Raw genomic sequence first — 25,101 nt, 5'->3', positions numbered from 1 at the left:
CGGGGCGTAGGCGGCGACGGTCACGAAGGGCGGCACTCCAGGAGTGTGGCACGGCCCCGGGCCGGACCGGCCGGCCCGGCTGGCACGATTCACGCGATCGGTGGCAGCACGGCCACTCGTGAAGGGGCCGCCGGAAGCGAAGACTTGGGTCCATGAACACCAACGACGACGCACTGCGCGGCCGCACCGCCCGCTACACGGTCCTGACCACCGGCTACACCCTCTCCACCGGCCCGGGGGTCGCCGCCACCGTCTCCTACGTGCACGACGGCGACCGGCACGTGATCGTCGACCCCGGCATGGTGGCCGGCCGCGACCGGATCCTCGGCCCGCTCGCCGAACTGGGCCTCGGCCCCGACGACATCACCGACGTCGTGCTCAGCCACCACCACCCGGACAACACCATGAACGTCGGCCTCTTCGGCCGGGCGCGCGTCCACGACCACCACGCGATCTACGAGAACGACCAGTGGACCGACCGGGACGCCGAGGGCTACGAACTCACCCCGTCGCTCCGCCTGATCCGGACGCCCGGCCACAGCCGCGAGGACATCACGCTCCTCGCGGGCACCGACACGGACGTCGTCGCCTTCGTGGGCGACCTGTGGTGGCGGCCGAACGGCCCCGTGGACGACCCGGTCGCCCCGGACCACACGGTCCTGCGCGACTCCCGACTCCGGGTGCTCGCCGCCGCGGACGTCATCGTCCCCGGCCACGGCCCGGCCTTCCCGGCGGACGACACGGCGCCGCGCTGACACCACCGACCCGAACGACCGAGGCCCCGGGGGACTGCCCCCCGGGGCCTCGGTCGGTCGTTCGGGCGGAGGGCCGCTCCTGGCCGGGCTACTCCCCGGTCGGGCTGCTCCTTGGCCGGGCCAGTCCTGGCCGGGCCAGTCCCCGGCCGGGCTACTCCTTGGCCGGTGGCTGCTCCTGCGTGCCCAGCTGCTCGTTGATCTTCTGCTGGGCCGTATCGACCTGGCCCGCGTACTTGTTGCCCGTCTTGGCGTCGACGGCGTCGCCCGCCTTCTCGACACCCTGACGTGCGGTGTCCTCATGGCCCTTGAGCATGCCCTTGAGCTTGTCGAGCATGGACATTGCGTGTCCTCCTCATGAAAAGCCGACGCCCCCAGCATCGCGGCCATGCGGAACTTCCGCATCCGGAGACGTGACGTCGCCGAGCTTCCAGGACCGCTCGAAGTACGGCTCCAGGGGCCCGTAGAAGCGGGTGTAGGCGAACCAGTGGCGGCCGGGGACGGTCTGCACCCAGTTCGTCTCGCCGGACGCGGGCGGCTCGGGCCCGAAGTGGAGGAGGACGGAGCCGTCGTCCTCGTACACCAGCTCGTCGTCGCGCGAACCGCGGTCACCCCGCTGGTCGGAGCGGTCCATCATCTGGACGAGGTCCCACTGCCGGTCGGGCCAGTAGCGGTCACCGGGGAAGCGCTTGGCGAAGGAGTTCGTCTTCGCCATGAGCTCGCCGACGGCACTGGCCCGGGTCAGGATGCGGACCAGCCGCTCGTCGGGCGCGAACGGCTTCCCCTTCTCGATGCCGAGCTGCTTCAGCATGGCGAGGAAGAACCGGTCGCGTTCGTCGACGGTCTCGCGCTGGTAGATGTCGTGCAGCCGCTCCCAGTACTCCAGACCGCCCGGCTGGTCCCCGGACCAGGGACGGCCCTCCGGGGAGACCAGCCGGGTCGTGGCGCTCTCGTCGCCGTACGGGTGGATGCGGACGGCGTCGACGAGGGCCTTGGCCCGTACGGGGTCGGGGTCGAGGGTGCGGAAGCCGACCACGCTAGACGCGACTCCGCCGCCCCGCCTGACGAGGCATCCACGTGTCCAGCCACCAGGGCTCGGCGGCCTCCTCAGACGTCCGAAAGGCCGCCGCCGCCGAGGATCTCGCGGGCCCGCAGACCGGCCTGGAAGCGGGAGCGGGCGTCGAGTGCGGTCATCAGGGACGCGACCCGGCGCCGATAGGTCCGCAAGGACACCCCGAGGAGACGGGAGGCCGTCTCGTCCGTGTGGCCGGCGGCCAGGGAGCGCAGCACGGCCCGATCGTCGCCGCCGAGCGGAGGAAACGGGCGACGGCGGTACGCGGCGAGGTCCGTCGCGGTCTCCCAGGCCGTCTCGAACAGGGCCCGGACCCCGGCCACGGCGCCCGGCTCCTGGACGACGCTGTACGTACGGACTCCGCCCGCGGCGGACCGCGGGGCCGCGAGAACCGCCAGGCGCCCGTCGACGACGATCGCCTCGTGGGCCGGCGGCGCGGGCGAGATCCGGACCTCCGCGCCGGCCGCCGCGAGCCGGTCGAGCAGCTCCGGGCCGCCGGGGGCCACGAAGACACCGGGCCCGTACAGCTTGCGCACCACGAGCCCCGGCGCGGGGGAGCGCCGCACGCCCGAGGCCGCGGCCGCCGACCACGTACCGAGGTCTCCGGCGACGCACAGGAACTCCCGCCGCACCCCGTCGAAGAGGGCGCCCGCGCGCCGTACCAGCTCGGCCTCGCCCCGCAGGGTCACGATCCCGGTCGTCGTCATGGCACCAAGCTGCCAGGAGTTCGCCCGAGGCGGGAGCGCCCCGGAGGATCGGGCCTCATGACCACCCACAGCGCGCCCCGACCACCCCTCACCTCTCCCTACCTCCTGGGCGGCGACCTCCCGGTCGCCCGCATGGGCTTCGGCACCATGAGGCTGCCGGCGAGCAGTTTGGGCGGCCCGGCGAACGACCCGGAGACGTCGGCCGCCGTCCTGAGGCGAGCCGTCGACCTCGGGGTGAACCACCTGGACACCGCCTGGTTCTACTTCCACGGCGACCTCTCGGCGAACGGCCTGATCCGCAGCGTCCTGCACCCGTACCCCGACGACCTGGTCCTCGCGGCGAAGGTCGGCCCGGTCCGGCACCCCGACGGCAGCTGGGGCGCCCAGGCCACCCCCGGCGAGCTGGCGGCGCACGTCCACCGCACGCTGCGGGAACTGGGCCGGGACCACCTGGACCTCGTCTACCTCCGCCTGCAAGACGGCGAGGAGAGCGCGGCGGACGACTCTCTCGCCGACCGCTTCGGCGCACTGGTCGCCCTGCGGGAGGAGGGCCTGATCCGCCACCTCGGCCTGAGCAACACGACCACCGACGAGCTCGCCAGGGCCCAGCGCATCGCCCCGGTGGCGGCCGTACAGAACATGTACGGCCTCTTCCACCGCCAGGACCAGACGGTCCTCGACGCCTGCACCCGGCAGGGCATCGCCTTCGTCCCGTTCTTCTCCCTGGAGACCCGGGGCCGCCCCGAACCGACCGAGCCGCTCGCCCGCGTGGCGGCCCGGCACGGCGCCTCCCCCCAACAGGTCAAGCTGGCCTGGACGATGGCCCGGTCACCGGTGGTCCTCCCGATCCCCGGCACCTCCTCGCCGGCACACGTCGAGGACAACATCGCGGCGGCGTCCCTCCACCTCACCGAGGAGGACCTGACCGAACTGACCGCCGCCACGGCGTGAACGGCACCCGGCGGCCGGTTCGGGCGCGGGCTGGGGCCCTCGCGCCATGTGACACCCGGGCGTCCGGACGTCCGGATGCGCCCACGGGGGCCGACGCGCATCGGCGTCGGCCCACGGACAGGGCCGCCGCCAGGGCCGCCGCTAGGGTCGGCGGCATGACCGTCGCTCGTTCCCTCGCCCTCTTCGCCGTCGCCGCACTCTTCGAGATCGGCGGCGCCTGGCTGGTCTGGCAGGGCATCCGCGAGCACAAGGGCTGGATCTGGATCGGCGCCGGCGTCATCGCGCTCGGTCTGTACGGGGTGGTGGCCACGCTCCAGTCCGACGACAACTTCGGCCGCGTCCTCGCCGCCTACGGCGGCATCTTCGTCGCCGGATCCATCGCCTGGGGCGTGGTCGCCGACGGCTACCGCCCCGACCGCTACGACGTCATCGGCGCCCTGATCTGCCTCGCCGGCATGACCGTGATCATGTACGCACCCCGCAGCCACTGACGCGTCAGGAGCACCGGCTCAGGCCCCCTGCGGGCGCCCCTTCCCGGTCGGGGGCACGCGGGCGGGGGTGAAGGTGCGGGTCACCAAGAGCGGCCCTTCCGTCGTTCCCTCCACTGCCGTCGCTGCCCTGACTGCCCTGCTGACGAAGGCCAACTCGGCGCCGTCGTAGGGCGCGCCGAGCATGACGGCCTCATGCAAATCGGCCCCCACCCGCTCCTCCACGTCCCGGGACACCGGCACGCAGGCGCAGACGAGTAGCGGTGTACTCCCGGCGGGGTCGTCGGCCGCGTAGACCCAGGTCCGGCCCTCCTCGTCCAGCCGCTCCAGCACCCGCAGGGCGGGCACCGGTCCGCGGCGCAGCGCGGTGCCACGCCGACGTGCCAGAAGTCCCGTCGTCAGCAACGAGAGCCCGGGCAGTCCGCCGGCCAGGCCCAGCAGCTGCCAGCCGAGCGCGTCGTACGGCTCGGCGGCCAGCCGCCGCCACTTCTCGTCCTCCAGCACCACCACCCGGGTGCCGAGGCGGTAGTCCTCGGGGAAGAGGGCGTCGACGGTGATGCGCCGTCCGTCATCGGTACGGACCCGCAGAGACAAGTCCGTACGGCCGGTGACCTCGGCCTCGGTACGCGTCGCCCGGGCGGCCTGCTGCTCGTCCCCGTGGACGGCGCGCAAGCCCGTGACGATCGCGCCGACGGCCACGGCGCACAGCAGCAGCCCGACGACGACGGGGATCGTGCCCCGTCCGACAGGACCGGCGAACTCCAGCCGCCGGCCCTGTGCGGCGTCCACCCGGTCGACGAGCCACCGCTGCTTCTTCCGGGCGGCCAGCCTCGCCCACGACGCTGCCGAGCCGAGGCCGAGGGCCGCGATGACCGCCAGATTCGCCGCCCGGGACACCCATCCGTCGGAGGAGAGCTCCTCCCACGCCACGATGACCGCGAGCACCAGTGCGGCGGTGAGGGCGAGCTCGGGCAGCCGCGCGAACCAGTACAACAGGCCGATGGCCAGGCCGACTTGCGCCATGCCGACCCAGTCCGTTCCGCACGGCGCCACGTCGCTGCACACCGGCGCGGGCTCGGTGACGATCGCGGCGACGACCGTCACCAGCAGCGCGAGGACGGACCAGAACGGCCTCGCCCACGAGCCGGGGCGTGCGCCGGTCCAGGCCGCCGCCTCATCGGACAACCAGGCGCGAACGTCTCCGGGGCCGGGGCCGGGGCCGGGGCCGGAGTCGGAATCAGGGACGGGGCCGGAGTCGGAAACAGAGACGGAGCCGGAGCCGGAAACGGAGACGGAGCCGGAGCCGGAACGGGGCGGTATCGGTACCGAGTTCGTGGACACCCGAGGATTATGCGCCGACCCTCCCCGGTGTCGGGGCTTTCCACGACTAGCCTCCGGAGCATGCTGCGCATCGTCGACGCCCGTACCGGCCACCTGGTGGAGATTCCCTCCGTACGACGCCATCTGCTGAGCATCTGCGTCCACCTGCCGGCCGGCGACGCCCGGATTGGCATGACGGATCTGCGGGTGCTCCTGGTCGGTGACGTACTGGCGCGGACGGCGGAGCTGCACGGCCTGCAGTCCCGCATGTTCCTCACCACGCCGGACCTGCCGCAGGAGCAGTCCGAGGCGCTGGGCCGCGCCATGTCCGCCCTTGGCGTCCACCCGCCCGCCGACGCCGGAGTCCACCCTCCGAACGGAACGCTCTGCGCCGCTGCCGACGTGCACGTCCGCGCGTACGACCCCGCCGCACCGGACGCGGTCGGTGGGGTCCGCATCGACGTGGGCCGGGTCGGCCCGGCATCCGGGGAGAGGGGCGTCCCGGACCGTGCCCGATCCCACGTCCTGGCATCAGGGCTCCTGGACGCCGTCGCCCCGGAGGGGACCGATCCGCTGGCGGTGAGGCTGCTGATGCTCGGCCACGCTCACCGCACGCCGGTCACGTTCACCGGTACGGCGCTCGACGAGGCCCGGCGGACGCTGGGCGACTGGCGGGAGCTGGTGGCCGACTGGGCACAGGAGCCGTCCAGGCCGGTCCCTGCCGATGTGCTGCGCCACGCCCATGACGTGCTGGCCGAGGATCTCGGCGTACCCGCCGTCCTGGACGCGCTGGTCACCGTGGCGACGCGCACCGACGTACCGGCCGGTGCCAAGTTCGAGACGTTCGCCTTCCTCGACCGCGTCCTCGGGCTGGACCTCGCGCGCGAAGTGGGACACCAGCACCGGCCGGCGACCTGACGTCGGGTGCGCGGGCCGTCCGGCTCAGCCGCGTTCTTCCTCTTCGGCCTCCATGCGGCGGATTCCCTGGTGCGTGAGGGAGACCATCGCGGGTGTGTTGCCCGGCTCCCAGTCGACGGTGATCAGCTCCTCGCCGGCCAGGTAGGTGCAGGCGGCGGCCAGGTCCTCCTCCGGGATGCGAAGGTCGTTTCGCAGCTTCCGCCCCGGGACTCCGAGGAGGCGGTTGCCTTCGGTGGCTTCGTAGAGGGCGGTCAGGACCCGTTCGCGGTAGACCTGTCGCTCGCGGAGAGTCGCCATGATCAAGTCCCTTGGTTCGTCGAGGTCACGCGAGCACGGCCACCAAGCGCCGTCCAACGGGCCGGCGAGGGTGGTCTTCGGTGTCAGCGACAGGCGCACCGAAAGCGGGGGTGCGAGGGAGACGGTCATGATCGCGGACCCGTCTCCGGGCCGCTCTGCAGGGCGGCCCAGTGTCTTGATCGCCGGGAACGACGTCCGCGTGGGAGCGGGTGCTCGGGTTACTCCCGGTATCTTCAGCCTACTCCGCTCCGTGGTCGGACGAGCCGGTCCGACCAGGCGATTTCCCACCGGGAACACCGCGTGATCGGGCCGGCGCAGCCTCTTTCGCCCGGCGAACCGCCCTGCCCGTGCCGCCCTGCCTGTGCCGCCTGTCCGTGCCGCTCTGCCCGTGCCGCCCTGTCCGTGCCGCTCTGCCCGTGCCGCCCTGTCCGTGCCGCCCCTGTCCGTACCGCCCTGGCCGTGCCGCACCTCACGGCACGTCCCCGCGTCATCCGCGCCACTCGACCAGGACGAGGGTGGCGTCGTCCGAAGTGGCTTCGCCACGTGCCCGCTTGAGCGTGTGGGACAGGTCCCGTGCCACCGCGCGGACCCCTCGGTCCGCCTTCTCCAGCTGATTCACCCAGTCGATCAGCTGGTCCTCGCCGAACTGTTCCTGCCCGCTCTCGTGTTCCTCGACCAGCCCGTCGGTGAACCAGAGGACGCGATCCCCCCGTTCGAGCGTCACGCCGCTGACCTGAGGCTGTGCTCCTCCGAAGCCGACGGGAAGCGTCGTGGGGCTGTCCAGGCGGCGTACGACGCGGTGTTCGCGGATCAGCATGGGGGCGGGATGCCCCGCGTTGACCCACTGGAGGCGGCCGGTGACGGTGTCCAGCCGCATCATCTGCGCGGTCACGAAGTGGTCGGGTTCGAACTGCTCGGCCACGGCCCGGTCCATGAAGAGGTAGATCTCGGACAGTTCGATGCTGATCCGGCGGGCGTGCCGGTACGCGCCGATGGCCACGGTGGCCATCGTGGCCGCGTCCAGGCCATGGCCCATGGCATCGACCATCGCGAGGTGGAAGGTGTCCTCGTTCAGGGCGTAGTCGAAGCTGTCGCCCGCCACGTCGTACGCGGGCTCCAGCACCCCGGCGACGGCGACGCGCGGCGTCACCATCGACAGGGGTGGCAGCAGCGACCACTGGATCTCGGCGGCGACGCTCATCGGCTCGCTGCGGCGGGTGCGGAAGAAGAGGTCGGTGTGGCTGTGCTTGGTCTGCATCATGCCGGCGATCAGACCCGCGATCCTTCTGAGCAGGCGGCGGTCGTCGTCGTCGACGGTGTCCAGGGTGACGGCCAGGATGCCCGCCTGGTCGCCCCCGTCCAGCAAGGGCAGCAGAACCCGTACGCCGTCGGGCAGGACGAGTTCGACCGGGCGCGAGGCGAGGAAGCACCGGCCGGCGTCGGAGTGGTCGATGGACTGCGGTTCGCCGCCCGCCAGCCCTTCGCCGGGCAGGGGGACCAGCTTCCGTTGCCCGTAGTCCTGGAGCAGGATCTGCGGATCCCGTCCCCCCAGCCGGGCCACCGTGTCGGCGAGGACGGGCCCGACCAGATGGGGCGCCAGCTCGTGGACACGGTCCACGAGCCCGCCCAGCAGCCCCTCTCCGAAGCTCTCCGAGCGATCCGGAGGTCCGGGCTGTCCGGCTGCCATCCAGTTGCCTCCCACCGGGCAGGCTGCGGAACCCTCGTCGGGCGCTGCCGTACGAGCGCAGGCGCCGAGGGTCTCGCCATCAAGAATGCGCCTCGGCGGCCGGGCGGGCCACATGTGGCGACCGCCCCCACCGGACTGCGTGACGAGCGCCGTCGGTCTGGACGACGAAGAAGGCCCAGGTCGCCGACGGCACGCGCACGGTGCCCGGCCTGGAGCCGTCCCCCATATGGCCCAGCACAGCAGGGCGGCAGCGGGGTGGCGTCCGTAGGTTCGGGCCATGTCGCCCTTCGGACCCACCTCCGCCGCCCCCTCCGACTCCTCCGCCGCGCTCGCGCCCCCGGTCCCCGGGTCGCGGATGACCGACGCGTACCTGCGGGCGATGGGCCGGGTGGCCTATCTGTGGGGCTGGCCGCTGGTGAACATGCACAACCGGCTCTCGATCATGGAGCAGGTGCCCGCGCCCGGGCTGCTGGGCGGGGTGGTCCCGGTCGGACCGCCGGGGACGCTGGGCATGCTGCACGACTACATCACCCCGGACGAGCGGCTCGTGGCCTGCCCCAATCAGGACGTCGTCTACGGCTTCGGGATCCTCGACGCGCGGCGCGGCCCTTCGGTGATCCAGGTCCCCGACTTCGGCGGCCGGTTCTGGGTGTACCAGGTCGTCGACCAGCGGACGGAGTCGGTCGCGCGGCTGGGCGCGATGTACGACACCAAGCCGGGCCACTACCTGCTCGCGCCGACCGGATGGGACGGCGAGGTCCCCGCGGGCATCGAGGGCGTGTTCCGCTTCGACACCCGGATCGCCGTCTGCATCCCCCGCGTCTTCATGAACGACACCGACGAGGACCGGGCCGCCGTCCAGCCGCTGATCGACCAGATCGTCGCCTACCCGCTCGCCGAGTACACCGGAGAGCCGCACACCACCGACTGGTCGCAGGCGCCGTCCTACCCGGCGGGGGACTCGACCAGCGGCGAGCAGGAGACGCAGTGGGTCGACCCGAGGACGTTCTTCGACATCCTCCCCGCCGTCCTGGACGAAGTGCCCCCGCGCCCGGGCGAGGAGGCACTGTACGGACTCTTCCGCTCCCTCGTGGAGGAGGCCGCCGCCGACCCGCAGTCGGCCGAGGTGCTCCGGGCGGAGGCGGTCGACGCGAACGCCACCCTGGTGCAGGAGCTCTTCCAGTTCCGCAACATCGGCGTCCCCCTCGACCACCACTGGAGCACCCAGCGCAACGGCGCGGCGTTCGGCGGCGACTACCTCAGTCGCACCGCCATGGGCAAGGCCAACATCTTCGTGAACGCCCCCACCGAGACGACGTACTTCTACCAGGACCAGGACGCGACCGGGGAACCGCTCACCGGCGAACACGGCTACACGCTCACCTTCCCCGCCGGCGCCCTGCCCCCGGTGAAGGGCTTCTGGTCGGTGACGCTCTACAACGAGCACCACTTCTTCCACCGCAACGACCTGCACCGCTACTCGCTCGGCACCAAGAACACCGGCCTGCGCCTCGGCGCCGACGGCTCCCTGACCCTGTACGCCGGAGCCCGCCCGCCCGCAGCCCCGGAGGACCTGCCCAACTGGCTCCCCGCCCCCGCCGGCCACTTCGCGCTCTACCTCCGCGCCTACTGGCCCGACCCCGCCGCCCTCGACGGCACCTGGCGCCCCCCGGCCGTCACCAGGACCACGGACTGACGTTCCCGGCCGGGCGCGGCCTGGCGCGCCCGGGGTGCGCGGGCCTCATGGCGGCGGTCGTCACAACGGCCCCAGCGCATGTACTCCGCCGAGGCCGCCCTTCCGGATCGTCACACGTGAGAGTGCTCGATCCATGTTCAATTGTACGGCTGTGGGCCGGGCGCGCCAGGAGTGCAGCGGGCCGTCGGGCAGTCCGGCTCAGTCGCGTTCCGCGTGTCCGGCCGAGGGCACGATCGCGGTGTCGGTGGGGTAGATCGCGGGGGTACAGGGTGCGAGGTTCCTCCACGGCGAGCGAGAGGCCGGGCGGGTGGGTTGTCCCGGGTGTCGGGTGCCCCACCCGCGGCCTTCGGTCGGAGGAGTGGTCCGAGGTGGTCAGGGCCAGGTGCCCGTGACCCGGCGGGGGGCGGCTTGCCCTGTCGAGGTGTCCTGACCCGACGAGGTGGCTTGCCCTGTCGAGGTGTCCTGCCCCGTCGAGGTGTCTCGTTCTGTCGGCGGGTGGGGGCTGTGACCGGGCGGCCGGAAGACGGCCGGGAACGGTTCACTGAAGTGGTGGGCCGCGATGCGTGCGTCGTGCTGGGCGTTGAGCCGGTGGATCAGGCGCATGCCGAGCACGATCAGCAGGGCGACTGCCGCGAGCGTGATCAGGGTTCCCATGACGTCACCTCCGCATGTCCCTCGGCAGCGGGATCATCCGCGCGCCGACGACCGGGTGCCGGAGCGGCGCCAGGGCGGTCCCTCCGTCCGTCTCCCAGGAGTCCTCGCTGCTTCGGGCGTCCCGCATACGGCGGCCGGTGGCGGCTTCGTCGGACATCAGGACACCGGCGGTGAGGATGCTGCCGGGGAGGGCGGCGGCGGTCATGAGCCGGGCGGCTGCGGCGGGTTCGGTCTCGGGCGGGATCACCAGCAGGTCGCAGCGGCCGACGGCGTAGGAGAGCAGGATCATCTTGTCGGCGTCCTGTTCGGTGAACCAGCCCACGTGCACGGTGTGCCCGGTGGCGGGAATCTTGTGCGGGACGACGGGCCAGCGGCCGGGGTTCACCGCGACGCGCGTGATGCGCCCGTAGTGCTCCTCCAGCGCGTCGACCAAGGGCGGAAGCTCAGCGGTGAGGTCACGCGAGCGAGGCCACCAGGCGCCGTCCAACAGGCCGGCGAGGGTGGTCTTCGGCGTCAGCGAAAGGCGCGCCGAAAGCAGGGGTGCGATGGTGGTCATGATCGCGGACCCGTCCCCGGGCCGCCCTGCAGGGCGGCCCAGTGTCTTGATCGCCGGAAACGACGTCCGCGTGGGAGCGGGTGCTCGGGTTACTCCCGGTATCTTCAGCGTACTCCGCCGCGTGGCCGAACGGGCCGGTCCGACCAGGCGATTTCCCACCGGGAACACCGCCCGGCGGCCGATGCTCGCGGGCGCGAGTCTCCGGGCGCCCGGAGTCGACGGGTGCTCGGATTCGAGGGGCCCGGAGTCGAGGGGCCCGGAGTCGCGGGCGCCCGGAGTACCGTGAGACCACGGCGGTTTCTCGTCGGCTTCGAGGTGTCGGCGGCCCCGCGCAGGCAGGCGGACCACCATGGCCGAATCTGACACACCCACCCCTCGGGGGCTTCTTCCGGACGAGATCCACCGAGCGGCGAGGCCCGGAACGGCCCTGCTGAGGCTGGAGACGACGCACTCCCGCGAAGGCGTCCTCGACGGCGCCTGGTGGCCCCGCTCCCGGGACGTCGCGACCGAGCTGCCCGCCCTGATCCAGGCGCTCACCACCCACCTCGGCCCCATCGCGAGGGTCGGCCTGGACACCGACGCCTGGGGTGAGGTCCCGACGCGTCTGGTCGTCGACGACCAGGTCGTCCGTCTGGACTCGTATCCCGTCGGTGACGACACCGTCCTCATCACCCGTGGCGACAACGACCACTTCGCCCTGCTGGTGATCCCGCCGCACACCACGGCGGACGCGGCCCGCGCGGCGATGGCCCGTGCGGTCGACGCCGGCAACGTCACCCAGGCGGCCGAGATCCTCGTCGCCACGCTGCCCGAACCGGTGACCGACCGCGAGGAGTCGGAATGATGCAGATGGCGGACATCCGTGAGTGGCGAACCCGCGACGTCGTGGACACGCGGGGCCACAGGATCGGAGAGCTGGAGGCGATCTACGTCGACACCAGCACCGACGAGCCGTTCATGGCCACGGTCCGGGTCGGCCTGCCCACCCGTCACCGTCTGGTGTTCGTCCCCCTGGACGGTGCGACGGTGGGGCCGGGCTATGTGAAGGTCGCCCACGACAAGGCTCTGGTGAAGCAGTGCCCTTCGATCGGCACCGACGACGTACTTCCCGCCGAGGACGAGGAAGCGGTCTTCCGGCACTACGAACTCCCCTACGAGCCCGGGGCGAACGGCGAACGGCAACTGGCACGGCGCTGAGCTCCCCAACCGACCGAGGAGGCAGCCCTCATGACGCTCTTCCTGGCCCTGATCATCATCGCGATCGTGCTGGGCATCATCGGTGCCACCGCCGACGGACTGCTCTTCCTGCTGGTCGTCGGCATCGTGCTGCTCGTGGCGGACCTCGTCTACATCGCCGTGCGCATGCGCCGCTCCGCCCACCGCCGCCCAGTCCGATGACCCGCCCCGCCCCGCCCCGCCGCTGCCGACGGGCGCACTCGACTCAGTCCGAGGCCGGCGGAGGGGATGATCCGGCGGCGCGGCGGTACTCGGCGTTGATGCGTTGGGCTTCCTCGAGCTGGTCTTCGAGGATGATGATGCGGCAGGCGGCCTCGATGGGGGTGCCCTGGTCGACGAGTTCCCGGGCGCGGGCGGCGATGCGCAGCTGGTAGCGGGAGTAGCGGCGGTGGCCGCCGCCGGAGCGGAGCGGCGTGATGAGGCGCGCTTCGCCCAGGGCGCGCAGGAAGCCCTGGGTGGTGCCGATCATCTCGGCGGCCCGGCCCATCGTGTAGGCGGGGTAGTCGTCGTCATCGAGACGGTCGAAGGAGTCGTCTGCTGTCACTTGCACCTCTCTGGTGAACGCGTTGAGGGGCCCTGGCGCCGTACTGGCACCAGGGCCCCGAAGGAACTACTACACCATCCGCCGGTCCTGATACTGCACCGGCCTTCTGTTTCCGCCGACCCGACCGAGATGCTGTCGGGCACGCGGGGATCGCGGTTGCTTGACCGGAGACCACCTCACTATCGATGTCCTGCGGTACCCGGGCTCGAGATTTCCGCCCGGGCGATCCTGATGGCGCTCGGCTCCTCCGTTCTTCCCTCGGTGATCAACTGCTACCCAACGGGGGACTGCTTACTGCTGGTGCCGCTGGTACAGCTCTCCTGCGTACTGCACTCACGGGTACCGCCACTGTCATGACAGCGGTCCCGCTCACGGCGGCCCCTGATCACTGCGGGCCACCCGGTCCGGTCGTCAGCCCCGTCGCCGTCCTGCGACAACCCTGGCTTCGGAACTCCACCACCGCACCGTCCTGCCGACTGCACCTGCGGGTACTCCTGCCCGGCAGTTCGTCTCTGCCAGGCCCTCTTGTCTCGCTGGGCTACGAGAGAAACCATAATCACGCCACCACCCAATGTCTACTCCGGCCGCTATAGATTTTCGCGTGTCGGGAGGAGAGCTAGTGCTTTGCGGCCGGTCCAGGACGTGCAGAGCCGCCTGCACGGCAGGAGGGCCCGACCAGCGTGCGCTGGTCGGGCCCTCCTGGCTGTTCCGGTGGCGGCTCGCGCCCGTCCCGTCGGTCAGACGGTGACCGGGGTGCCGAGCATCGCGGACGCCCGCTGGACCGGGGTGAGGCCGTGTGCGGGGGCGTCGGCGCCGGGAAGCCCGCGGCAGGTGAAGCCGAGCGAGGTCATGGCCCGCACGACCTCGCCGGCGCTGAAGTCGCGGCGGTCCTGGCGGGTGACGACCTGGCCGACCTGCTTGACGGGGTAGGTGCGGCGGCCGATGATCACGGACTCGCCGGTGACGGGCTCGGGCTTGACGCCCTTCATGGATTCCAGGACGCCGCTCTTGGTCAGATCGAACGGGAACCGGGCGATGACGCAGCGCATGATGCCTCACAGGGAGAAGGGGAGAAGGGGCCGGCCGCGGTGAGTCGGTTCAGGCGGGGGCGAGGACGTCCCGAGCGCTGCCGTGTCCGGCCGCGACGGGCAGGACGTCGAGCCGGCTGTGGCTCATCGGGTGTTCCTGTTCACGTGGCGTGCGGACCGCCGGGCCGACGGCGGCCGCGGGCTCACGCGCCGGTCCGCCGCGGGCTCACTCGCCGGACTGTCGTGCGGCGCGCCGGGCCGCGGAGGCGGCACTGCGGCGACCGCGGGACACCGGGCCGCGCTTGCGCTGCTCGGCCGCCGGCGCGGTGATGGTGACCGGGATGCCGGAGGGGGTCCGGGCGCCGGTGATCCGGTGGAGGGCTTCCTCGCCGGAGCGGACCTGGGTGGTCTGGGGCACGATGCCGGCGTCGGCCATGAGGCGGGTCAGGCCGCGGCGCTGCTGGGAGGTGACCAGGGTGACGACGCTGCCGGACTCACCCGCGCGGGCGGTGCGGCCGCCGCGGTGGAGGTAGTCCTTGTGGTCGGTCGGCGGGTCCACGTTGACGACGAGGTCGAGGTTGTCGACGTGGATGCCGCGGGCGGCGACGTTCGTGGCGACCAGGACCGTGACGTGTCCGGTCTTGAACCGGGCGAGGGTGCGGGTGCGCTGGGGCTGGGACTTGCCGCCGTGGAGTGCCGCGGCGCGGACGCCGCTGTCGAGGAGGTCCTGGGTGAGCCGGTCCACGGCGTGCTTGGTGTCCAGGAACATGATCACCCGGCCCTCGCGCGCCGCGATCTCCGTCGTCACCCGGTGCTTGTCGGTGCCGTGCACGTGCAGGAGGTGGTGCTCCATCGTGGTGACCGCGCCCTGGGAGGGGTCGACGGAGTGGACGACGGGGTCGCTGAGGTAGCGGCGGACCAGGAGGTCGACGTTGCGGTCGAGGGTGGCGGAGAACAGCATCCGCTGGCCTTCGGGGCGGACCTGGTCCAGGAGGGCGGTCACCTGGGGCATGAAGCCCATGTCGGCCATCTGGTCGGCCTCGTCCAGGACGGAGATCGCGACCTGGCTCAGCCCGCAGTCACCTCGGTCGATGAGGTCCTTGAGACGGCCGGGGGTGGCGACGACGACTTCGGCGCCGCCGCGCAGGGCGCCGGCCTGCCGTCCGATGGGCATGCCGCCGACCACGGTCGCCAGACGCAGCTTGACGGCGCGGGCGTACGGCGTGAGGGCGTCGGTCACCTGCTGGGCCAGCTCGCGGGTGGGGACGAGGACGAGGGCGAGCGGTCGGCGTGGTTCGGCGCGCTGCCCGGCGGTGCGGGCCAGGAGGGCCAGGCCGAAGGCGAGGGTCTTGCCGGAGCCGGTCCGGCCGCGGCCCAGCACGTCACGGCCCACGAGGGAGTTCGGCAGGGTCGCGCCCTGGATCGGGAACGGCACGGACACGCCCTGCGCGGTGAGGGCGGCCAGGAGCTCCCTGGGCATGTCGAGTTCGTCGAACGTCTCGACGCCGGGCAGTGAGGGGGTGATCGTCTTCGGGAGGGCGAACTCTCCCTGTACCGCGGCGGGCCTGCGGCCGTGGCCGCCCGAGCGGCTCGGGCCGCCTCCCGTACGGCTGGGGGCGGAGGAGCCGAAGCGACCGGTCCGAGCCGGGGCGGCGGTGGAGCCGAAACCGGAGCCGCCGGTGCTGCGGCGGTCGCGGGAGGAGCGGCGGTTCGTACGTGTGGGGTTCATTCAGAACCTTCCTTGATGCGGCACGTCATCAAGGAATTCCCGCAGCGTTGGATCGCGGGTAACCAAAAGAACGGGCCGAGGGAATGCGATGGCGAATCTCGCCCGCATGGAATCCGTATCGGCGCAGTCGCTGAAATCTCAGATGAAACCGCTGCCGGAAAATGCGTATAGCTGGGGCCCGCACCCCGAGGGATGCGGGCCCCAGCTACGAACTGCGCGTCAGCTTCAGGCGGGAACGATGTTCTCGGCCGTCGGGCCCTTCTGGCCCTGCGCGATGTCGAAGGTGACCTTCTGGCCTTCCTGCAGCTCGCGGAAGCCCTGGGCGGCGATGTTCGAGTAGTGGGCGAACACGTCGGGGCCGCCACCGTCCTGCTCGATGAAGCCGAAGCCCTTTTCCGCGTTGAACCACTTCACGGTGCCAGCAGCCATGTCATATCTCCTTTGGGCAGTACACCGGAATCCGCACTTTACGGACGCCGTGTCGCCGCGATGATGCCCTGCCCGGAAAATGACCGGAAATAAAAAGCGCTCCTGTGTGGCGGAAGGCCACCTGGAGACGCTTGAAGTCTTTGGGTACCAAAACTGCAACTGATATCGACAGTAGCACGCCACGGCGGCTTTTGCGCGTGGATCAATCCCTCTCTGCGCGTTGCGGTAAAAACTCTCCCGGCGGGGCCCGGTAAAGTCTGAGCCCGCGGTCACAGATATTGATTCACCCCGAGTGCAGCATTTCGGAATCCGGCGCGCGAGTCCCGAGAGCTCCGGACAACGACGAAGCCCCAGGTCGCCGAGCCTGACCTGGGGCTTCGCGGAAGAGCGGTCGGATGACGGGAATCGAACCCGCGCCACAAGTGGGGGAATCACTCGGAGCTTGGGCAAGCGGATGGCCGCTGATCTGCAGAAATGGATGCCACTTCGACCGCGACCGCGCGGCCGGCGCCGCCCCCGCGCGCCGAGGTGTCCGCGGTTCGCCTCCGAGCCTTCACGGAGGCATGGGCCGTCGAGGTGGCCATCGCCGGCACCCGGAGACCGTCGCCCGGCTCCGTGCGCTTGAAGCTCGCGCCGGAGGGATCACCGACGGCCGATTTCTCTGGCACCGATGATGCCCGCCAGGCGGCGGGCCCGCTGTCGCAGGGCGCCAGCGGCGATCGCATGGGGCACAGACCGCGGTCGAGGACCGCAATCCGCAATGGAGTGCGGTCCTCGAGGGATGCGGTTACGAGGTCCAGCCGCCGTACGGCACGGTGATGAGTTCCATGGCGTGACCCGCCGGATCCATGAAGTACACGCCGTGGCCACCGTCGTTGTGATTGACCGTGCCGGGCTGCTTCCGGTGGGGGTCGGCGTAGTGCTCGATGCCGCGCTGTCTGATCTGCGCGTACGCCGCTTCGAACTCCTCCTCGGAGATCAAGAAGGCGTAGTGCTGGGGGGTGATGCTGTCCGGGGGGACGGTGGCGAAGTCCAGCGTGACGCCGTTACCCAGGCCGACCGCGATGAACGGACCCCACTCGGCGGTGATCTCAAGATTGAGAAGGTCCGCGAAGAACTCAGCGGACTCCCGGTTGTCCCGGGCATGGACGATCGTGTGATTCAACTCGACTGACAAGGAATGCCTCCGAAGGCATGTCCCGACACCTCCATGTCTCACCCAGCCGGTGACCGACACGCGATGTTGCCGTAGATCGTATCTTCATCTATCCGGCGAATCAAGGGCATTTGAGGTGGGCTGCGGCTGTACTGCTGCGCACCAGTATCACCGCGCCCACGACGATCAGGACGGCCCCGAACACGCCGACGATCACCCGGCCGCCCGGCCAGTCCAGCAGCCTGGCGGTGTACTCCTTCGACGTCTCGTCACCGGGGCGGCCCCCGGCGGATCCGCCGACCAGCGCCGTCTGCATCACGCCGACACAGATCGCGGCGTAGAACACCGCCATCCCCAGAGAACCCAGACGACGAGACCACTTCTCACCGCCCTCCACTGTCTGCCCGAACGCCGCCTCGCACAGCCGCCAGAGCGTCATCGCCGCCAGCCCCAGCAGAGCCTGGCCGAACAGCTGCTCGCCGAGGGTCTCCACCCCCCGGACCGGTCGGCCTCCTGGCCGCTGTCGCTGCCGAGGCCGATCCGCACAGCCAGAATCCCCACCAGTACGTAGATCACTCCCCGGGCACAGAGCCCAACCCTGGACGCGACCTCCACCACACGACTGTCGGCCAGACGCCGCCCCCGCGAGCTGAGCCGCACTGTCCTGACTGCGCTCCATGTCTGGCACCTCCATGGGCCGGACCCCACTGCACAGCGAACCGTCGGCCGGGGCGGGCGTCGCGGGTCGGATCCGGTGTCCGGCGGCGTCCCTGGCGCGCCCGCTGTTTGCGGACCGCGGTGCCACGCCGGCCGATGCGGCGGCAGCGATGAGGTGGGCCTCTGGGAATTCGGTGCGGGCAGGTTCCTAGCATGGAGGCATGGTTGCCCGTGATACCCAGCAGTCCGGTGCGGGAGGGGAAGCAGTGTCCCGAGACGACGCCGAAGCCTGCAGTGTTTCTTCCCCACCGACGATCAAGGGACGCGACTCGACCGGCCTGTCTTCGGGATCGCAACGCGACGGGGCCGCCGAGAACTCCCGCCCGGTGGCCGACCTGGTCGAGCGGGCGGCCGATCTGGTGGAACCCGTCAAGCCGAGGCTACGCGGCTGGCTTCACGCCGGCATGGTCCCCGCGTCGCTGGCCGCGGGCATCGTCCTCGTCTGCCTGGCAGGGACGCCTCAGGCCGTGCTGGCCTGCACCGTGTACTCCGTCACGGCCTGGCTGCTGTTCGGGACCAGCGCCGTCTACCACCTCGGCTCCTGGGGACCACTCGGCGAGGCCGTTCTGCGCCGCCTCGACCACGCCAACATCTTCCTGATCATCGCCGGCACGTGCACCCCACTCGCCGTGCTCCTGCTCTCCCGCGACCAGTGGACCTTCCTGCTGTGGATCGTGTGGACGGGCGCTCTGGTCGGCATCGCATTCCGTGTCCTGTGGGTCGGAGCTCCCCGCTGGCTGTACACCCCCTGCTACCTGGCCTTGGGCTGGGCGCCCGTGCGGTACCTGCCCGACTTCCTGCACAACGGCGGGGCGGCCGTAGTCTCCTTGATCGTGACGGGCGGGCTTCTCTACAGCGCGGGCGCGGTCGTCTACGCCCTCCAGCGCCCCAACCCCTCACCCCGCTGGTTCGGCTTCCACGAGGTGTTCCACGCCCTGACCGTCGCAGCCTTCACCGCGCACTACATCGCCATCTCCTTCACCGTCTACTGAGCACGGCAATGTTCTGCCCGGGGGCTGCTGTCGCCCTGGGGCGGGCGAGTTGCCTTGCTGGCTTCGGGTCAGGGTGCGAGGGGGCGGCGCAGGGAGAGGTAGTAGTTGCCGACGGCGGACAGGTAGCGGTGGTCAGCCATTTCGCTGTCGGTGGTGAACCGGGGAGCGGCTTTGATCTCTTCCCGGGTCCCTGACACCTTTACCGTCCGTGCTTCGGTGTCGATACCGGCGACGGCGCCGGCCGGGATCAGAATGCTCCTGCCGAACATCCACACGCTGGTGTCGACGACCAGGTGTTGCATGCCGGGCTGGTCCTGCCGGCGGTCCACGTGCCCGATGGTTCCGTCAGCCGCCTCAACCGTGAACCCCACCAGTGTCTGCCGGGACGTGTAGTCGCTGTCCTGCACGTACATCCACACACCGCTCACAATCGCGCGTACGGGCGATCTCCACCCCCGCGAGGCCTCCCGCGCTCTGGTCGCGGAGATTCTTCACGCCCACGGCGGCCGTCTCCAGGACGACGCGACGGTCATGTGCCTGGACTGGCACGGTACCCACCGGGTCACACGCAGCGCTGACGCCGGGGCGGACCTGGCGGAGGCGTCCGCGCCCGAATAGCGCTCTTTCGACGACCGAGGCCCGCCGATCCGGACGGGCACGCTCGGTTCAGGCCGAGGGCGGCGGAGGGGATGACTCGGCGGCGCGGCGGTACTCGGCGTTGATGCGCTGGGCTTCTTCGAGCTGGTCTTCGAGGATGATGATGCGGCAGGCGGCCTCGATGGGGGTGCCCTGGTCGACGAGTTCCCGGGCGCGGGCGGCGATGCGCAGCTGGTAGCGGGAGTAGCGGCGGTGGCCGCCCTCGGAGCGGAGCGGGGTGATCAGGCGGGCCTCTCCGAGGGCACGGAGGAAGCCCTGGGTGGTGCCGAGCATGTCTGCCGCCCGGCCCATGGTGTAGGCGGGGTAATCGTCGTCGTCAAGACGGCCGAACGAGTCGTCTGCTGTCATTGAACCTCTCTCATGGAACGCGTGGAGGGGCCCTGGTGCCGTACGGCACCAGGGCCCCGAAGGAACTACTACACCATCTGTCGGCCCTGATACTGCGCCGACCCTGTGTTTCCGCCGACCCGACCGAGATGCTGCCGGGAGTGCGGGGATCGCGGTTGCTTGACCGGAGACCACCTCACTATCGATGTCCTGCGGTACCCGGGCTCAAGGCTTCCGCCCGGGCGATCCTGATGGTGCTCGGCTCCTCCGTTCTTCCCTCGGTGATCAACTGCGTACTGCTGGTACTGCTCTACTGCGTACTGCTGGTGGCCTGCGTCAGCGCCACTCTTCGGCAGCCAGCCCCGTTGCCCGTCCTGCGTCTGCTCTGGCTTGGAACCCCACTGTCGAACTTCCCGGTGCGCGCGTCCGCAGCCGACGCCTTCACCGAGGTGCTGCTCACTTACTTCACTGCTGCGTACTGCTCACGGCGGCCCCTGATCACTGCGGGCCACCCGGTCCGGTCGTCAGTCCCGTCGCCGTCCTGCAACAACCCTGGCTTCGGAACTCCACCACCGCACCGTCCTGCGAACTGCGACTGCGGGTACTACTGCCCGGCAGTTCGTCTCTGCCAGGCCCTGCGGTCTCTCTGGGCTACGAGAGAAACCATAACCACGCCACCATGCAATGTCTACTCCAGCCGTCATAGATTTTCGTGCCCGCCGAGGAGAGCCCTTGGAATTGACGGGCCCACGCGGAGAGCATCGAAGTGGCCGTTCACGACTCCAGCTCGTACGCGCCGCGTATGCGCACCCCTGACCTGTACGGCGGTACCGGTGGATCCGGCTGGCCCATGGTCAACCTCCTCGCCCGAACGACCGCTGTCACCCGTAGGGCCTCCGGCGGGAAGAAGACGGTGAGTGCTCTTCTCGACCGGTAGTCCTCCCGGTCGAGAGAACGGGACGACCGGTGCATAAAATCGGCTCTCATGTCGAAGCCTGACGAGCTGCTCGTTGACGTCGCTGCCTTGGTGGAGTCCGGGCAGAGCAATCAGATGTCCCTGACCGTGGTCACCGGTGGTGCTGTCATCACCGGTCGGCTGGCTCCCGAAGCCGTGTGGAGGCAGCGGGTGTCGGAGGTCCTGACGGACTCGGCCCGCTTGGGCGAGTTCTCCGCCGTCTTCACCGCCACGACACCCCAAGAGGGGCCGCCCACTCATCTGCACTTCCATGTGGCCCGCATCCTTCAGGGCACGGTGGGGATCCCGGAGACGGGTGGGATGTATCGCGTCTCGATCGCGGATGTCAGTGCCTGGACCATGGGCGACTTCAGCTACTCCGACCACTGACCCGACATTCGCGTAACCCCCGGTATACGGGAGGGCCCGACCGGCGCGTGCCGGTCGGGCCCTCCTCGCTGTTCGGGTGTCGGCTTGCGCCGGTCCTGTCCGTCAGACGGTCACCGGGGTGCCGAGCATCGCGGAGGCCTGCTGGAGCGGGCCGAGGACGCGCGTGGGCACGGCGGCCCGGGGGAGGCCGCGGCAGGTGAACCCGAGCTGGTTCATGGCCCGGAGGACTTCACCGGCGCTGAAGTCACGGCGGTCCTGCCGAGTGATGACCTGGCCGACCTGCTTCACGGGGTAGGTACGGCGCCCGATGATCACTGACTCGCCGACGACCTGCTCGGGCTTGATGCCCTTCATCGACTCCAGGACACCGCTCTTGGTCAGGTCGAACGGGAAACGGGCGATGACACAGCGCATGGTGCCTCACAGGAAGAAGAAAAGGGGGACGGTCGTGCCGTGGTGAGGCCGTTCAGCGGGCAAGGGCGAGGACGCCCCGAGCACTGCCCTGGTCATCGATGACCGGCAGGGCATCGAGCCGGCGGTAGCGCATCGCGTGTTCGGCTTCGGCCATCGTGGTCACGGGTGAGGCGACCGGCCCGCGGTCCCCCAGCAGGTCGCGGAGACGGACCCGGTCGGTGTACGCCGTGCTGTCGCGGATGGCGGTGAGCTGGGCCTGCGTGACCAGCCCGGTGCACAGGCCGTCCTCGTCGCAGACGAGCAGATGACCCACGCGGGCGCCGGCCATGACGGCCAGGGCCACCTCGACCGTCATGTCGTCACAGATCTGTGGACCGTCCGCCTCCATCGCGTCGTCCACCGTCCGGTGCACAGGGTTGGTGTTCGCCGAGCGGGGCTGCATCTGTACCAGCGTCAAAACGTGCCTCCTGCAGAGATGGGTCAGTTTCCTGATCACGTGGTTCTCAGGCCGCCGCATCGAAGGCGGACTGCCGCACGCTCACGCGCCGGACGGTCGAAGCGGGCCGACGCCTGCCACGGGAGGCCGCGCCGCGCTTGGCGCGTTCGACGACCGGTGCGGTGATGACGACGGGGACACCGGAGGGGGCCTGGGCGCCGGTGATCCGGTTCAGGGCCTCTTCGCCGGAGCGGACCTGGGTGGTCTGCGGGGTGATGCCGGCGGCCTGCATGAGGCGGGTCATGTCGCGGCGCTGGTTGGGGGTGACGAGGGTGACGACGCTGCCGGACTCGCCCGCGCGGGCGGTGCGGCCGCCGCGGTGGAGGTAGTCCTTGTGGTCGGTCGGCGGGTCGACGTTCACGACGAGGTCGAGGTTGTCGACGTGGATGCCGCGGGCGGCGACGTTCGTGGCGACCAGCACGGTGACGTGTCCGGTCTTGAACTGCGCGAGGGTCCGGGTGCGCTGCGGCTGCGACTTCCCGCCGTGAAGGGCGGCGGCCCGGACACCGCTGTTCAGCAGGTCCTGGGTGAGCCGGTCGACGGCGTGCTTGGTGTCCAGGAACATGATCACCCGGCTCTCGCGCGCCGCGATCTCCGTCGTCGTCCGGTGCTTGTCGGAGCCGTGGACGTGCAACACGTGGTGCTCCATCGTGGTGACCGCACCGGCCGAGGGGTCCACCGAGTGCACGACCGGGTCGGTCAGGTATCGGCGCACCAGCAGGTCGACGTTGCGGTCCAGGGTGGCGGAGAACAGCATCCGCTGCCCCTCGGGACGCACCTGGTCCAAGAGAGCGGTGACCTGCGGCATGAAGCCCATGTCGGCCATCTGGTCGGCTTCGTCCAGGACGCTGATTGCGACCTGGTTCAGCCGGCAGTCACCACGGTCGATGAGGTCCTTCAACCGGCCGGGCGTGGCCACGACGACCTCCGCGCCTCCGCGCAGCGCTCCGGCCTGCTTGCCGATCGACATGCCGCCGACGACCGTGGTCAGACGCAGCTTCACGGCGCGGGCGTACGGGGTGAGGGCGTCGGTCACCTGCTGGGCCAGCTCGCGGGTGGGGACGAGGACGAGGGCCAGCGGCTTGCGGGGCTCGGCGCGCTGCCCGGCGGTGCGAGCCAGCAGGGCGAGGCCGAAGGCCAGAGTCTTGCCGGAGCCGGTGCGGCCGCGGCCGAGGACGTCGCGGCCTGCGAGGGTGTTGGGCAGGGTGGCTCCCTGGATCGGGAACGGCACGCTCAGGCCCTGCGCGCCAAGGGCCGCCAACAGCTCGGCCGGCATGTCGAGATCGGCGAAAGCCTCGACGGCGGGCAGAGCGGGAGTGATCGTCTTCGGCAGGGCGAACTCGCCTTGGATCGCGGCGGGCCGGCGGCCGTAGCCGCCGGAGCGGCTCGGACCTCCGGAACGGCTCGGGGTCGACGAGCCGAAGCGGCTGCCCCGCTCCGAACCGGTGGCAGCGCCGAAAGCGGGGCCGCCGGTGCGGCTGCGGGTGCGAGAGGAACGGTCGTTCGTACGTGTGCGGTTCATTCAGAACCTTCCTTGATACGGCACATATCAAGGAATTCCGGCAGCAGAAACGCAGCGCGGGGAATCACAAGAACGGGCCGAATGGAATGCGAAAGCGACTCTGGCCTACAGAGATTCTGTACGGGCGCATGCGCTGAGATGGGGTGGCGTCATGTGGACGCGAAACCAAGAAAAATCTAGGGGGTGAAGCGCCGAGCAGGCTGTGACCCTGAATACTTCGTCACGCAGGTGACACCACTGCGGGAAATGCGTGCAGCTGGGGCCCGCACCCCAAGGATGCGGGCCCCAGCTACGAAATGTGCGTCAGCTTCAGGCGGGAACGATGTTCTCGGCCGTCGGGCCCTTCTGGCCCTGCGCGATGTCGAAGGTGACCTTCTGGCCTTCCAGCAGCTCGCGGAAGCCCTGGGCGGCGATGTTCGAGAAGTGGGCGAAGACGTCGTCGCCGCCACCGTCCTGCTCGATGAAGCCGAAACCCTTTGCCGCGTTGAACCACTTCACGGTGCCAGATGCCATGTCATATCTCCTTTGGGGCAGTACACCAGCATCCGCGCTGTACGGACACCGTGTCGCCGCGATGATGCCCCGCCGGAAAAATGACCGGAAATATAAAGCGCTCGAATGTGGCACGGAGGCCGACTGGAGCGCCTGAAGTTTTTGGGTACCAAGACTGCAACCGAGATCGACAGTAGCACGCTGCAGCGGTTTGTGTGCGTGGAATATCTCCATCGTGTGCGGTGCGGAAAAACTCTCCCTGCGGGGTCCATTAAACTCTCTGATCGCGGGGATAGATATTGATTCCCCCCGAGAGCAGCGTTCCGGGAGCAAGGCGTCCGCCGGCTGCGACGTGCAGCCAGTGGGGGCCGGTGTGTGAAGCCTGTCCCGCTGGGAGACGTGGCACCCTCGTCGCGAGCACCGTTGGCGGGGAGGGTGGCGTAGGTGATGGCTGAGCTGAAGTTCGAAACCGTCGTGTGCCCGCACTGTGCGGCCTGCCCGGCCACTGGGCAGGCCCGTGCCATCGCCGCCGACCGGCGCCGGGTGACGGTGACGTGGCACCTCCCTTCCTGCCCGCACTGCGCCGCCGATCGCGTGTTGGCGGGGAAGGAGGGCCAGGTGGTCCCGAGGGTCGGAGTCAACCCCTCCGGCCAACCGCCCCCTTTTGAAAGCGAATTCACGCGACGGAGGCAGCGGTGTGACGCAGGGCATCGAGAACGCGTCTCGCGACGCGAGACCGGCGAGGGCCGAGAGCTCCGGACAACGACGAAGCCCCAGGTCGCTGACCTGGGGCTTCGTGGAAGAGCGGATGACGGGAATCGAACCCGCGCTATAAGCTTGGGAAGCTCATGTTCTACCATTAAACTACATCCGCACAGCGGCCGTATGAACGGTGCCGCATCGTTGCACACTGTACCCC

At 70.4% G+C, this 25,101-nt stretch carries 30 protein-coding genes, 1 tRNA gene and 1 pseudogene; 11 read left to right on the top strand and 21 right to left on the bottom strand.

Annotated features, from left to right (window positions below; translation table 11 throughout):
* Positions 1 to 152 precede the first annotated feature (152 nt).
* Positions 153 to 755: an MBL fold metallo-hydrolase gene (locus ACZ6K0_RS19625; protein WP_150160163.1), complete on the top strand. Its 603-nt coding sequence runs from the start codon at positions 153 to 155 to the stop codon at positions 753 to 755.
* 151 nt (positions 756 to 906) lie between these two features.
* On the opposite strand, the gene ACZ6K0_RS19620 is transcribed toward ACZ6K0_RS19625, so the two are convergent.
* The 3 genes from ACZ6K0_RS19620 to ACZ6K0_RS19610 all read right to left on the bottom strand — a co-directional run bounded on the left by ACZ6K0_RS19620 (position 907) and on the right by ACZ6K0_RS19610 (position 2,531).
* Positions 907 to 1,095, bottom strand: a complete 189-nt coding sequence (locus ACZ6K0_RS19620) for an antitoxin (protein WP_469231081.1) — start codon at positions 1,093 to 1,095, stop codon at positions 907 to 909.
* Between the two features lie 12 nt (positions 1,096 to 1,107).
* Positions 1,108 to 1,788 (bottom strand): DUF1214 domain-containing protein, encoded by a 681-nt coding sequence (locus tag ACZ6K0_RS19615; protein ID WP_469231079.1) that lies wholly within the window; start codon positions 1,786 to 1,788, stop codon positions 1,108 to 1,110.
* A 71-nt stretch (positions 1,789 to 1,859) separates the two neighbouring features.
* Complete coding sequence (locus tag ACZ6K0_RS19610) at positions 1,860 to 2,531, bottom strand: DNA-binding response regulator (protein ID WP_469231077.1); 672 nt, start codon at positions 2,529 to 2,531, stop codon at positions 1,860 to 1,862.
* Between the two features lie 57 nt (positions 2,532 to 2,588).
* On the opposite strand from ACZ6K0_RS19610, the gene ACZ6K0_RS19605 reads away from it, so the two are divergent.
* Positions 2,589 to 3,482, top strand: coding sequence for an aldo/keto reductase (locus ACZ6K0_RS19605; RefSeq protein WP_469231075.1), 894 nt, complete (start codon positions 2,589 to 2,591; stop codon positions 3,480 to 3,482).
* Positions 3,483 to 3,637: 155 nt separating this feature from the next.
* A complete protein-coding gene (locus ACZ6K0_RS19600) occupies positions 3,638 to 3,973 on the top strand; it encodes a YnfA family protein (RefSeq protein WP_469231073.1) in 336 nt (111 codons plus the stop codon).
* Positions 3,974 to 3,991: 18 nt separating this feature from the next.
* Here the strand turns inward: ACZ6K0_RS19600 and ACZ6K0_RS19595 are convergent, their stop codons facing one another.
* Complete coding sequence (locus ACZ6K0_RS19595; RefSeq protein ID WP_469231072.1) at positions 3,992 to 5,155, bottom strand: hypothetical protein; 1,164 nt, start codon at positions 5,153 to 5,155, stop codon at positions 3,992 to 3,994.
* A gap of 216 nt (positions 5,156 to 5,371) precedes the next feature.
* On the opposite strand from ACZ6K0_RS19595, the gene ACZ6K0_RS19590 reads away from it, so the two are divergent.
* On the top strand, positions 5,372 to 6,208 hold the full coding sequence (locus ACZ6K0_RS19590) for a hypothetical protein (protein ID WP_469231070.1): 837 nt from the start codon (positions 5,372 to 5,374) through the stop codon (positions 6,206 to 6,208).
* A gap of 24 nt (positions 6,209 to 6,232) precedes the next feature.
* Here the strand turns inward: ACZ6K0_RS19590 and ACZ6K0_RS19585 are convergent, their stop codons facing one another.
* Positions 6,233 to 6,634 carry a DUF5994 family protein gene (locus tag ACZ6K0_RS19585; protein ID WP_469231068.1) on the bottom strand — a complete coding sequence of 134 codons (402 nt, stop codon included), beginning with the start codon at positions 6,632 to 6,634 and terminating at the stop codon, positions 6,233 to 6,235.
* A 358-nt stretch (positions 6,635 to 6,992) separates the two neighbouring features.
* Positions 6,993 to 8,192, bottom strand: coding sequence for a PP2C family protein-serine/threonine phosphatase (locus ACZ6K0_RS19580; RefSeq protein WP_376397374.1), 1,200 nt, complete (start codon positions 8,190 to 8,192; stop codon positions 6,993 to 6,995).
* 277 nt (positions 8,193 to 8,469) lie between these two features.
* Between ACZ6K0_RS19580 and ACZ6K0_RS19575 the strand changes: the two genes are divergently transcribed.
* Positions 8,470 to 9,888, top strand: a complete 1,419-nt coding sequence (locus ACZ6K0_RS19575) for a DUF1254 domain-containing protein (protein ID WP_469231066.1) — start codon at positions 8,470 to 8,472, stop codon at positions 9,886 to 9,888.
* Between the two features lie 372 nt (positions 9,889 to 10,260).
* Here ACZ6K0_RS19575 and ACZ6K0_RS19570 read toward each other — a convergent pair whose 3' ends face one another.
* On the bottom strand, positions 10,261 to 10,542 hold the full coding sequence (locus tag ACZ6K0_RS19570) for a hypothetical protein (protein ID WP_469231064.1): 282 nt from the start codon (positions 10,540 to 10,542) through the stop codon (positions 10,261 to 10,263).
* A 4-nt stretch (positions 10,543 to 10,546) separates the two neighbouring features.
* Positions 10,547 to 11,098, bottom strand: a complete 552-nt coding sequence (locus tag ACZ6K0_RS19565; protein ID WP_376397366.1) for a DUF5994 family protein — start codon at positions 11,096 to 11,098, stop codon at positions 10,547 to 10,549.
* Between the two features lie 349 nt (positions 11,099 to 11,447).
* Here ACZ6K0_RS19565 and ACZ6K0_RS19560 point away from each other — a divergent pair, with 349 nt between their 5' ends.
* From ACZ6K0_RS19560 to ACZ6K0_RS19550, 3 genes are read left to right on the top strand one after another with little or no spacing between them, the layout of a single operon-like run.
* Positions 11,448 to 11,942 carry a DUF5994 family protein gene (locus ACZ6K0_RS19560; protein WP_376397364.1) on the top strand — a complete coding sequence of 165 codons (495 nt, stop codon included), beginning with the start codon at positions 11,448 to 11,450 and terminating at the stop codon, positions 11,940 to 11,942.
* The gene (locus ACZ6K0_RS19555) at positions 11,939 to 12,295 is read left to right on the top strand and encodes a PRC-barrel domain-containing protein (RefSeq protein ID WP_376397361.1); all 357 of its coding nucleotides are present in this window, start codon (positions 11,939 to 11,941) and stop codon (positions 12,293 to 12,295) included. Before ACZ6K0_RS19560 ends, ACZ6K0_RS19555 begins: the two co-directional genes overlap by 4 nt.
* Positions 12,296 to 12,325: 30 nt before the next feature.
* The gene (locus tag ACZ6K0_RS19550; RefSeq protein ID WP_376397358.1) at positions 12,326 to 12,496 is read left to right on the top strand and encodes a hypothetical protein; all 171 of its coding nucleotides are present in this window, start codon (positions 12,326 to 12,328) and stop codon (positions 12,494 to 12,496) included.
* A 43-nt stretch (positions 12,497 to 12,539) separates the two neighbouring features.
* Here ACZ6K0_RS19550 and ACZ6K0_RS19545 read toward each other — a convergent pair whose 3' ends face one another.
* The 6 genes from ACZ6K0_RS19545 to ACZ6K0_RS19520 form a co-directional block, all read right to left on the bottom strand.
* Positions 12,540 to 12,878 (bottom strand): MerR family transcriptional regulator, encoded by a 339-nt coding sequence (locus ACZ6K0_RS19545; RefSeq protein WP_469231061.1) that lies wholly within the window; start codon positions 12,876 to 12,878, stop codon positions 12,540 to 12,542.
* A gap of 737 nt (positions 12,879 to 13,615) precedes the next feature.
* Positions 13,616 to 13,927, bottom strand: coding sequence for an SCO5918 family protein (locus ACZ6K0_RS19540; protein ID WP_469231059.1), 312 nt, complete (start codon positions 13,925 to 13,927; stop codon positions 13,616 to 13,618).
* A 205-nt stretch (positions 13,928 to 14,132) separates the two neighbouring features.
* Positions 14,133 to 15,635 carry a DEAD/DEAH box helicase gene (locus tag ACZ6K0_RS19535; protein WP_469231057.1) on the bottom strand — a complete coding sequence of 501 codons (1,503 nt, stop codon included), beginning with the start codon at positions 15,633 to 15,635 and terminating at the stop codon, positions 14,133 to 14,135.
* Between the two features lie 225 nt (positions 15,636 to 15,860).
* Positions 15,861 to 16,064, bottom strand: a complete 204-nt coding sequence (locus ACZ6K0_RS19530; protein ID WP_020133169.1) for a cold-shock protein — start codon at positions 16,062 to 16,064, stop codon at positions 15,861 to 15,863.
* Positions 16,065 to 16,851: 787 nt separating this feature from the next.
* Entirely contained in the window at positions 16,852 to 17,241 is a 390-nt protein-coding gene (locus ACZ6K0_RS19525) for a VOC family protein (RefSeq protein ID WP_376397346.1), read from the bottom strand.
* A gap of 100 nt (positions 17,242 to 17,341) precedes the next feature.
* Complete coding sequence (locus ACZ6K0_RS19520) at positions 17,342 to 17,713, bottom strand: DUF1206 domain-containing protein (protein ID WP_469231055.1); 372 nt, start codon at positions 17,711 to 17,713, stop codon at positions 17,342 to 17,344.
* A 430-nt stretch (positions 17,714 to 18,143) separates the two neighbouring features.
* Between ACZ6K0_RS19520 and trhA the strand changes: the two genes are divergently transcribed.
* Entirely contained in the window at positions 18,144 to 18,929 is a 786-nt protein-coding gene (gene trhA / locus ACZ6K0_RS19515) for a PAQR family membrane homeostasis protein TrhA (protein ID WP_469231053.1), read from the top strand.
* A 68-nt stretch (positions 18,930 to 18,997) separates the two neighbouring features.
* Here trhA and ACZ6K0_RS19510 read toward each other — a convergent pair whose 3' ends face one another.
* Both ACZ6K0_RS19510 and ACZ6K0_RS19505 read right to left on the bottom strand, forming a co-directional pair.
* Positions 18,998 to 19,342, bottom strand: coding sequence for a PRC-barrel domain containing protein (locus ACZ6K0_RS19510; protein ID WP_469231052.1), 345 nt, complete (start codon positions 19,340 to 19,342; stop codon positions 18,998 to 19,000).
* A 253-nt stretch (positions 19,343 to 19,595) separates the two neighbouring features.
* Entirely contained in the window at positions 19,596 to 19,934 is a 339-nt protein-coding gene (locus tag ACZ6K0_RS19505) for a MerR family transcriptional regulator (RefSeq protein WP_190133573.1), read from the bottom strand.
* A 724-nt stretch (positions 19,935 to 20,658) separates the two neighbouring features.
* Here ACZ6K0_RS19505 and ACZ6K0_RS19500 point away from each other — a divergent pair.
* Positions 20,659 to 20,850: pseudogene (locus ACZ6K0_RS19500) on the top strand (ATP-binding protein); the annotation flags it as partial.
* Between the two features lie 48 nt (positions 20,851 to 20,898).
* Positions 20,899 to 21,258, top strand: coding sequence for a hypothetical protein (locus tag ACZ6K0_RS19495; RefSeq protein ID WP_141303456.1), 360 nt, complete (start codon positions 20,899 to 20,901; stop codon positions 21,256 to 21,258).
* A gap of 102 nt (positions 21,259 to 21,360) precedes the next feature.
* On the opposite strand, the gene ACZ6K0_RS19490 is transcribed toward ACZ6K0_RS19495, so the two are convergent.
* The 5 genes from ACZ6K0_RS19490 to ACZ6K0_RS19470 all read right to left on the bottom strand — a co-directional run bounded on the left by ACZ6K0_RS19490 (position 21,361) and on the right by ACZ6K0_RS19470 (position 25,056).
* Entirely contained in the window at positions 21,361 to 21,672 is a 312-nt protein-coding gene (locus tag ACZ6K0_RS19490; protein WP_376397331.1) for an SCO5918 family protein, read from the bottom strand.
* Between the two features lie 52 nt (positions 21,673 to 21,724).
* On the bottom strand, positions 21,725 to 22,129 hold the full coding sequence (locus tag ACZ6K0_RS19485; RefSeq protein ID WP_376397326.1) for a CBS domain-containing protein: 405 nt from the start codon (positions 22,127 to 22,129) through the stop codon (positions 21,725 to 21,727).
* A 46-nt stretch (positions 22,130 to 22,175) separates the two neighbouring features.
* On the bottom strand, positions 22,176 to 23,690 hold the full coding sequence (locus tag ACZ6K0_RS19480; RefSeq protein ID WP_376397323.1) for a DEAD/DEAH box helicase: 1,515 nt from the start codon (positions 23,688 to 23,690) through the stop codon (positions 22,176 to 22,178).
* A 309-nt stretch (positions 23,691 to 23,999) separates the two neighbouring features.
* On the bottom strand, positions 24,000 to 24,203 hold the full coding sequence (locus ACZ6K0_RS19475; protein ID WP_030647895.1) for a cold-shock protein: 204 nt from the start codon (positions 24,201 to 24,203) through the stop codon (positions 24,000 to 24,002).
* Positions 24,204 to 24,985: 782 nt separating this feature from the next.
* Positions 24,986 to 25,056: transfer RNA gene (locus ACZ6K0_RS19470), tRNA-Gly, on the bottom strand.
* Positions 25,057 to 25,101 lie beyond the last annotated feature (45 nt).

The sequence above is a fragment of the Streptomyces sp. NPDC042346 genome (assembly GCF_055581845.1).
Note: the sequence above shows the minus strand (reverse complement) of the source record. Positions and strands in the feature narration are given on the sequence as shown.

Excerpts from the sequence above, each read along its gene's own strand:
- ACZ6K0_RS19490 (WP_376397331.1), bottom strand. The coding sequence starts at position 21,672 with ATGCGCTGTGTCATCGCCCGTTTCCCGTTCGACCTGACCAAGAGCGGT.
- ACZ6K0_RS19495 (WP_141303456.1), top strand. The coding sequence starts at position 20,899 with ATGTCGAAGCCTGACGAGCTGCTCGTTGACGTCGCTGCCTTGGTGGAG.
- ACZ6K0_RS19600 (WP_469231073.1), top strand. The coding sequence starts at position 3,638 with ATGACCGTCGCTCGTTCCCTCGCCCTCTTCGCCGTCGCCGCACTCTTC.
- ACZ6K0_RS19475 (WP_030647895.1), bottom strand. The coding sequence starts at position 24,203 with ATGGCATCTGGCACCGTGAAGTGGTTCAACGCGGCAAAGGGTTTCGGC.
- ACZ6K0_RS19510 (WP_469231052.1), bottom strand. The coding sequence starts at position 19,342 with ATGTACGTGCAGGACAGCGACTACACGTCCCGGCAGACACTGGTGGGG.
- ACZ6K0_RS19560 (WP_376397364.1), top strand. The coding sequence starts at position 11,448 with ATGGCCGAATCTGACACACCCACCCCTCGGGGGCTTCTTCCGGACGAG.
- ACZ6K0_RS19585 (WP_469231068.1), bottom strand. The coding sequence starts at position 6,634 with ATGACCGTCTCCCTCGCACCCCCGCTTTCGGTGCGCCTGTCGCTGACA.
- ACZ6K0_RS19580 (WP_376397374.1), bottom strand. The coding sequence starts at position 8,192 with ATGGCAGCCGGACAGCCCGGACCTCCGGATCGCTCGGAGAGCTTCGGA.
- ACZ6K0_RS19610 (WP_469231077.1), bottom strand. The coding sequence starts at position 2,531 with ATGACGACGACCGGGATCGTGACCCTGCGGGGCGAGGCCGAGCTGGTA.
- ACZ6K0_RS19530 (WP_020133169.1), bottom strand. The coding sequence starts at position 16,064 with ATGGCTGCTGGCACCGTGAAGTGGTTCAACGCGGAAAAGGGCTTCGGC.
- ACZ6K0_RS19540 (WP_469231059.1), bottom strand. The coding sequence starts at position 13,927 with ATGCGCTGCGTCATCGCCCGGTTCCCGTTCGATCTGACCAAGAGCGGC.
- ACZ6K0_RS19620 (WP_469231081.1), bottom strand. The coding sequence starts at position 1,095 with ATGTCCATGCTCGACAAGCTCAAGGGCATGCTCAAGGGCCATGAGGAC.
- ACZ6K0_RS19480 (WP_376397323.1), bottom strand. The coding sequence starts at position 23,690 with ATGAACCGCACACGTACGAACGACCGTTCCTCTCGCACCCGCAGCCGC.
- ACZ6K0_RS19570 (WP_469231064.1), bottom strand. The coding sequence starts at position 10,542 with ATGGGAACCCTGATCACGCTCGCGGCAGTCGCCCTGCTGATCGTGCTC.
- ACZ6K0_RS19565 (WP_376397366.1), bottom strand. The coding sequence starts at position 11,098 with ATGACCACCATCGCACCCCTGCTTTCGGCGCGCCTTTCGCTGACGCCG.
- ACZ6K0_RS19590 (WP_469231070.1), top strand. The coding sequence starts at position 5,372 with ATGCTGCGCATCGTCGACGCCCGTACCGGCCACCTGGTGGAGATTCCC.
- ACZ6K0_RS19555 (WP_376397361.1), top strand. The coding sequence starts at position 11,939 with ATGATGCAGATGGCGGACATCCGTGAGTGGCGAACCCGCGACGTCGTG.
- ACZ6K0_RS19575 (WP_469231066.1), top strand. The coding sequence starts at position 8,470 with ATGTCGCCCTTCGGACCCACCTCCGCCGCCCCCTCCGACTCCTCCGCC.
- ACZ6K0_RS19505 (WP_190133573.1), bottom strand. The coding sequence starts at position 19,934 with ATGACAGCAGACGACTCGTTCGGCCGTCTTGACGACGACGATTACCCC.
- ACZ6K0_RS19535 (WP_469231057.1), bottom strand. The coding sequence starts at position 15,635 with ATGAACCCCACACGTACGAACCGCCGCTCCTCCCGCGACCGCCGCAGC.
- ACZ6K0_RS19625 (WP_150160163.1), top strand. The coding sequence starts at position 153 with ATGAACACCAACGACGACGCACTGCGCGGCCGCACCGCCCGCTACACG.
- ACZ6K0_RS19550 (WP_376397358.1), top strand. The coding sequence starts at position 12,326 with ATGACGCTCTTCCTGGCCCTGATCATCATCGCGATCGTGCTGGGCATC.
- ACZ6K0_RS19605 (WP_469231075.1), top strand. The coding sequence starts at position 2,589 with ATGACCACCCACAGCGCGCCCCGACCACCCCTCACCTCTCCCTACCTC.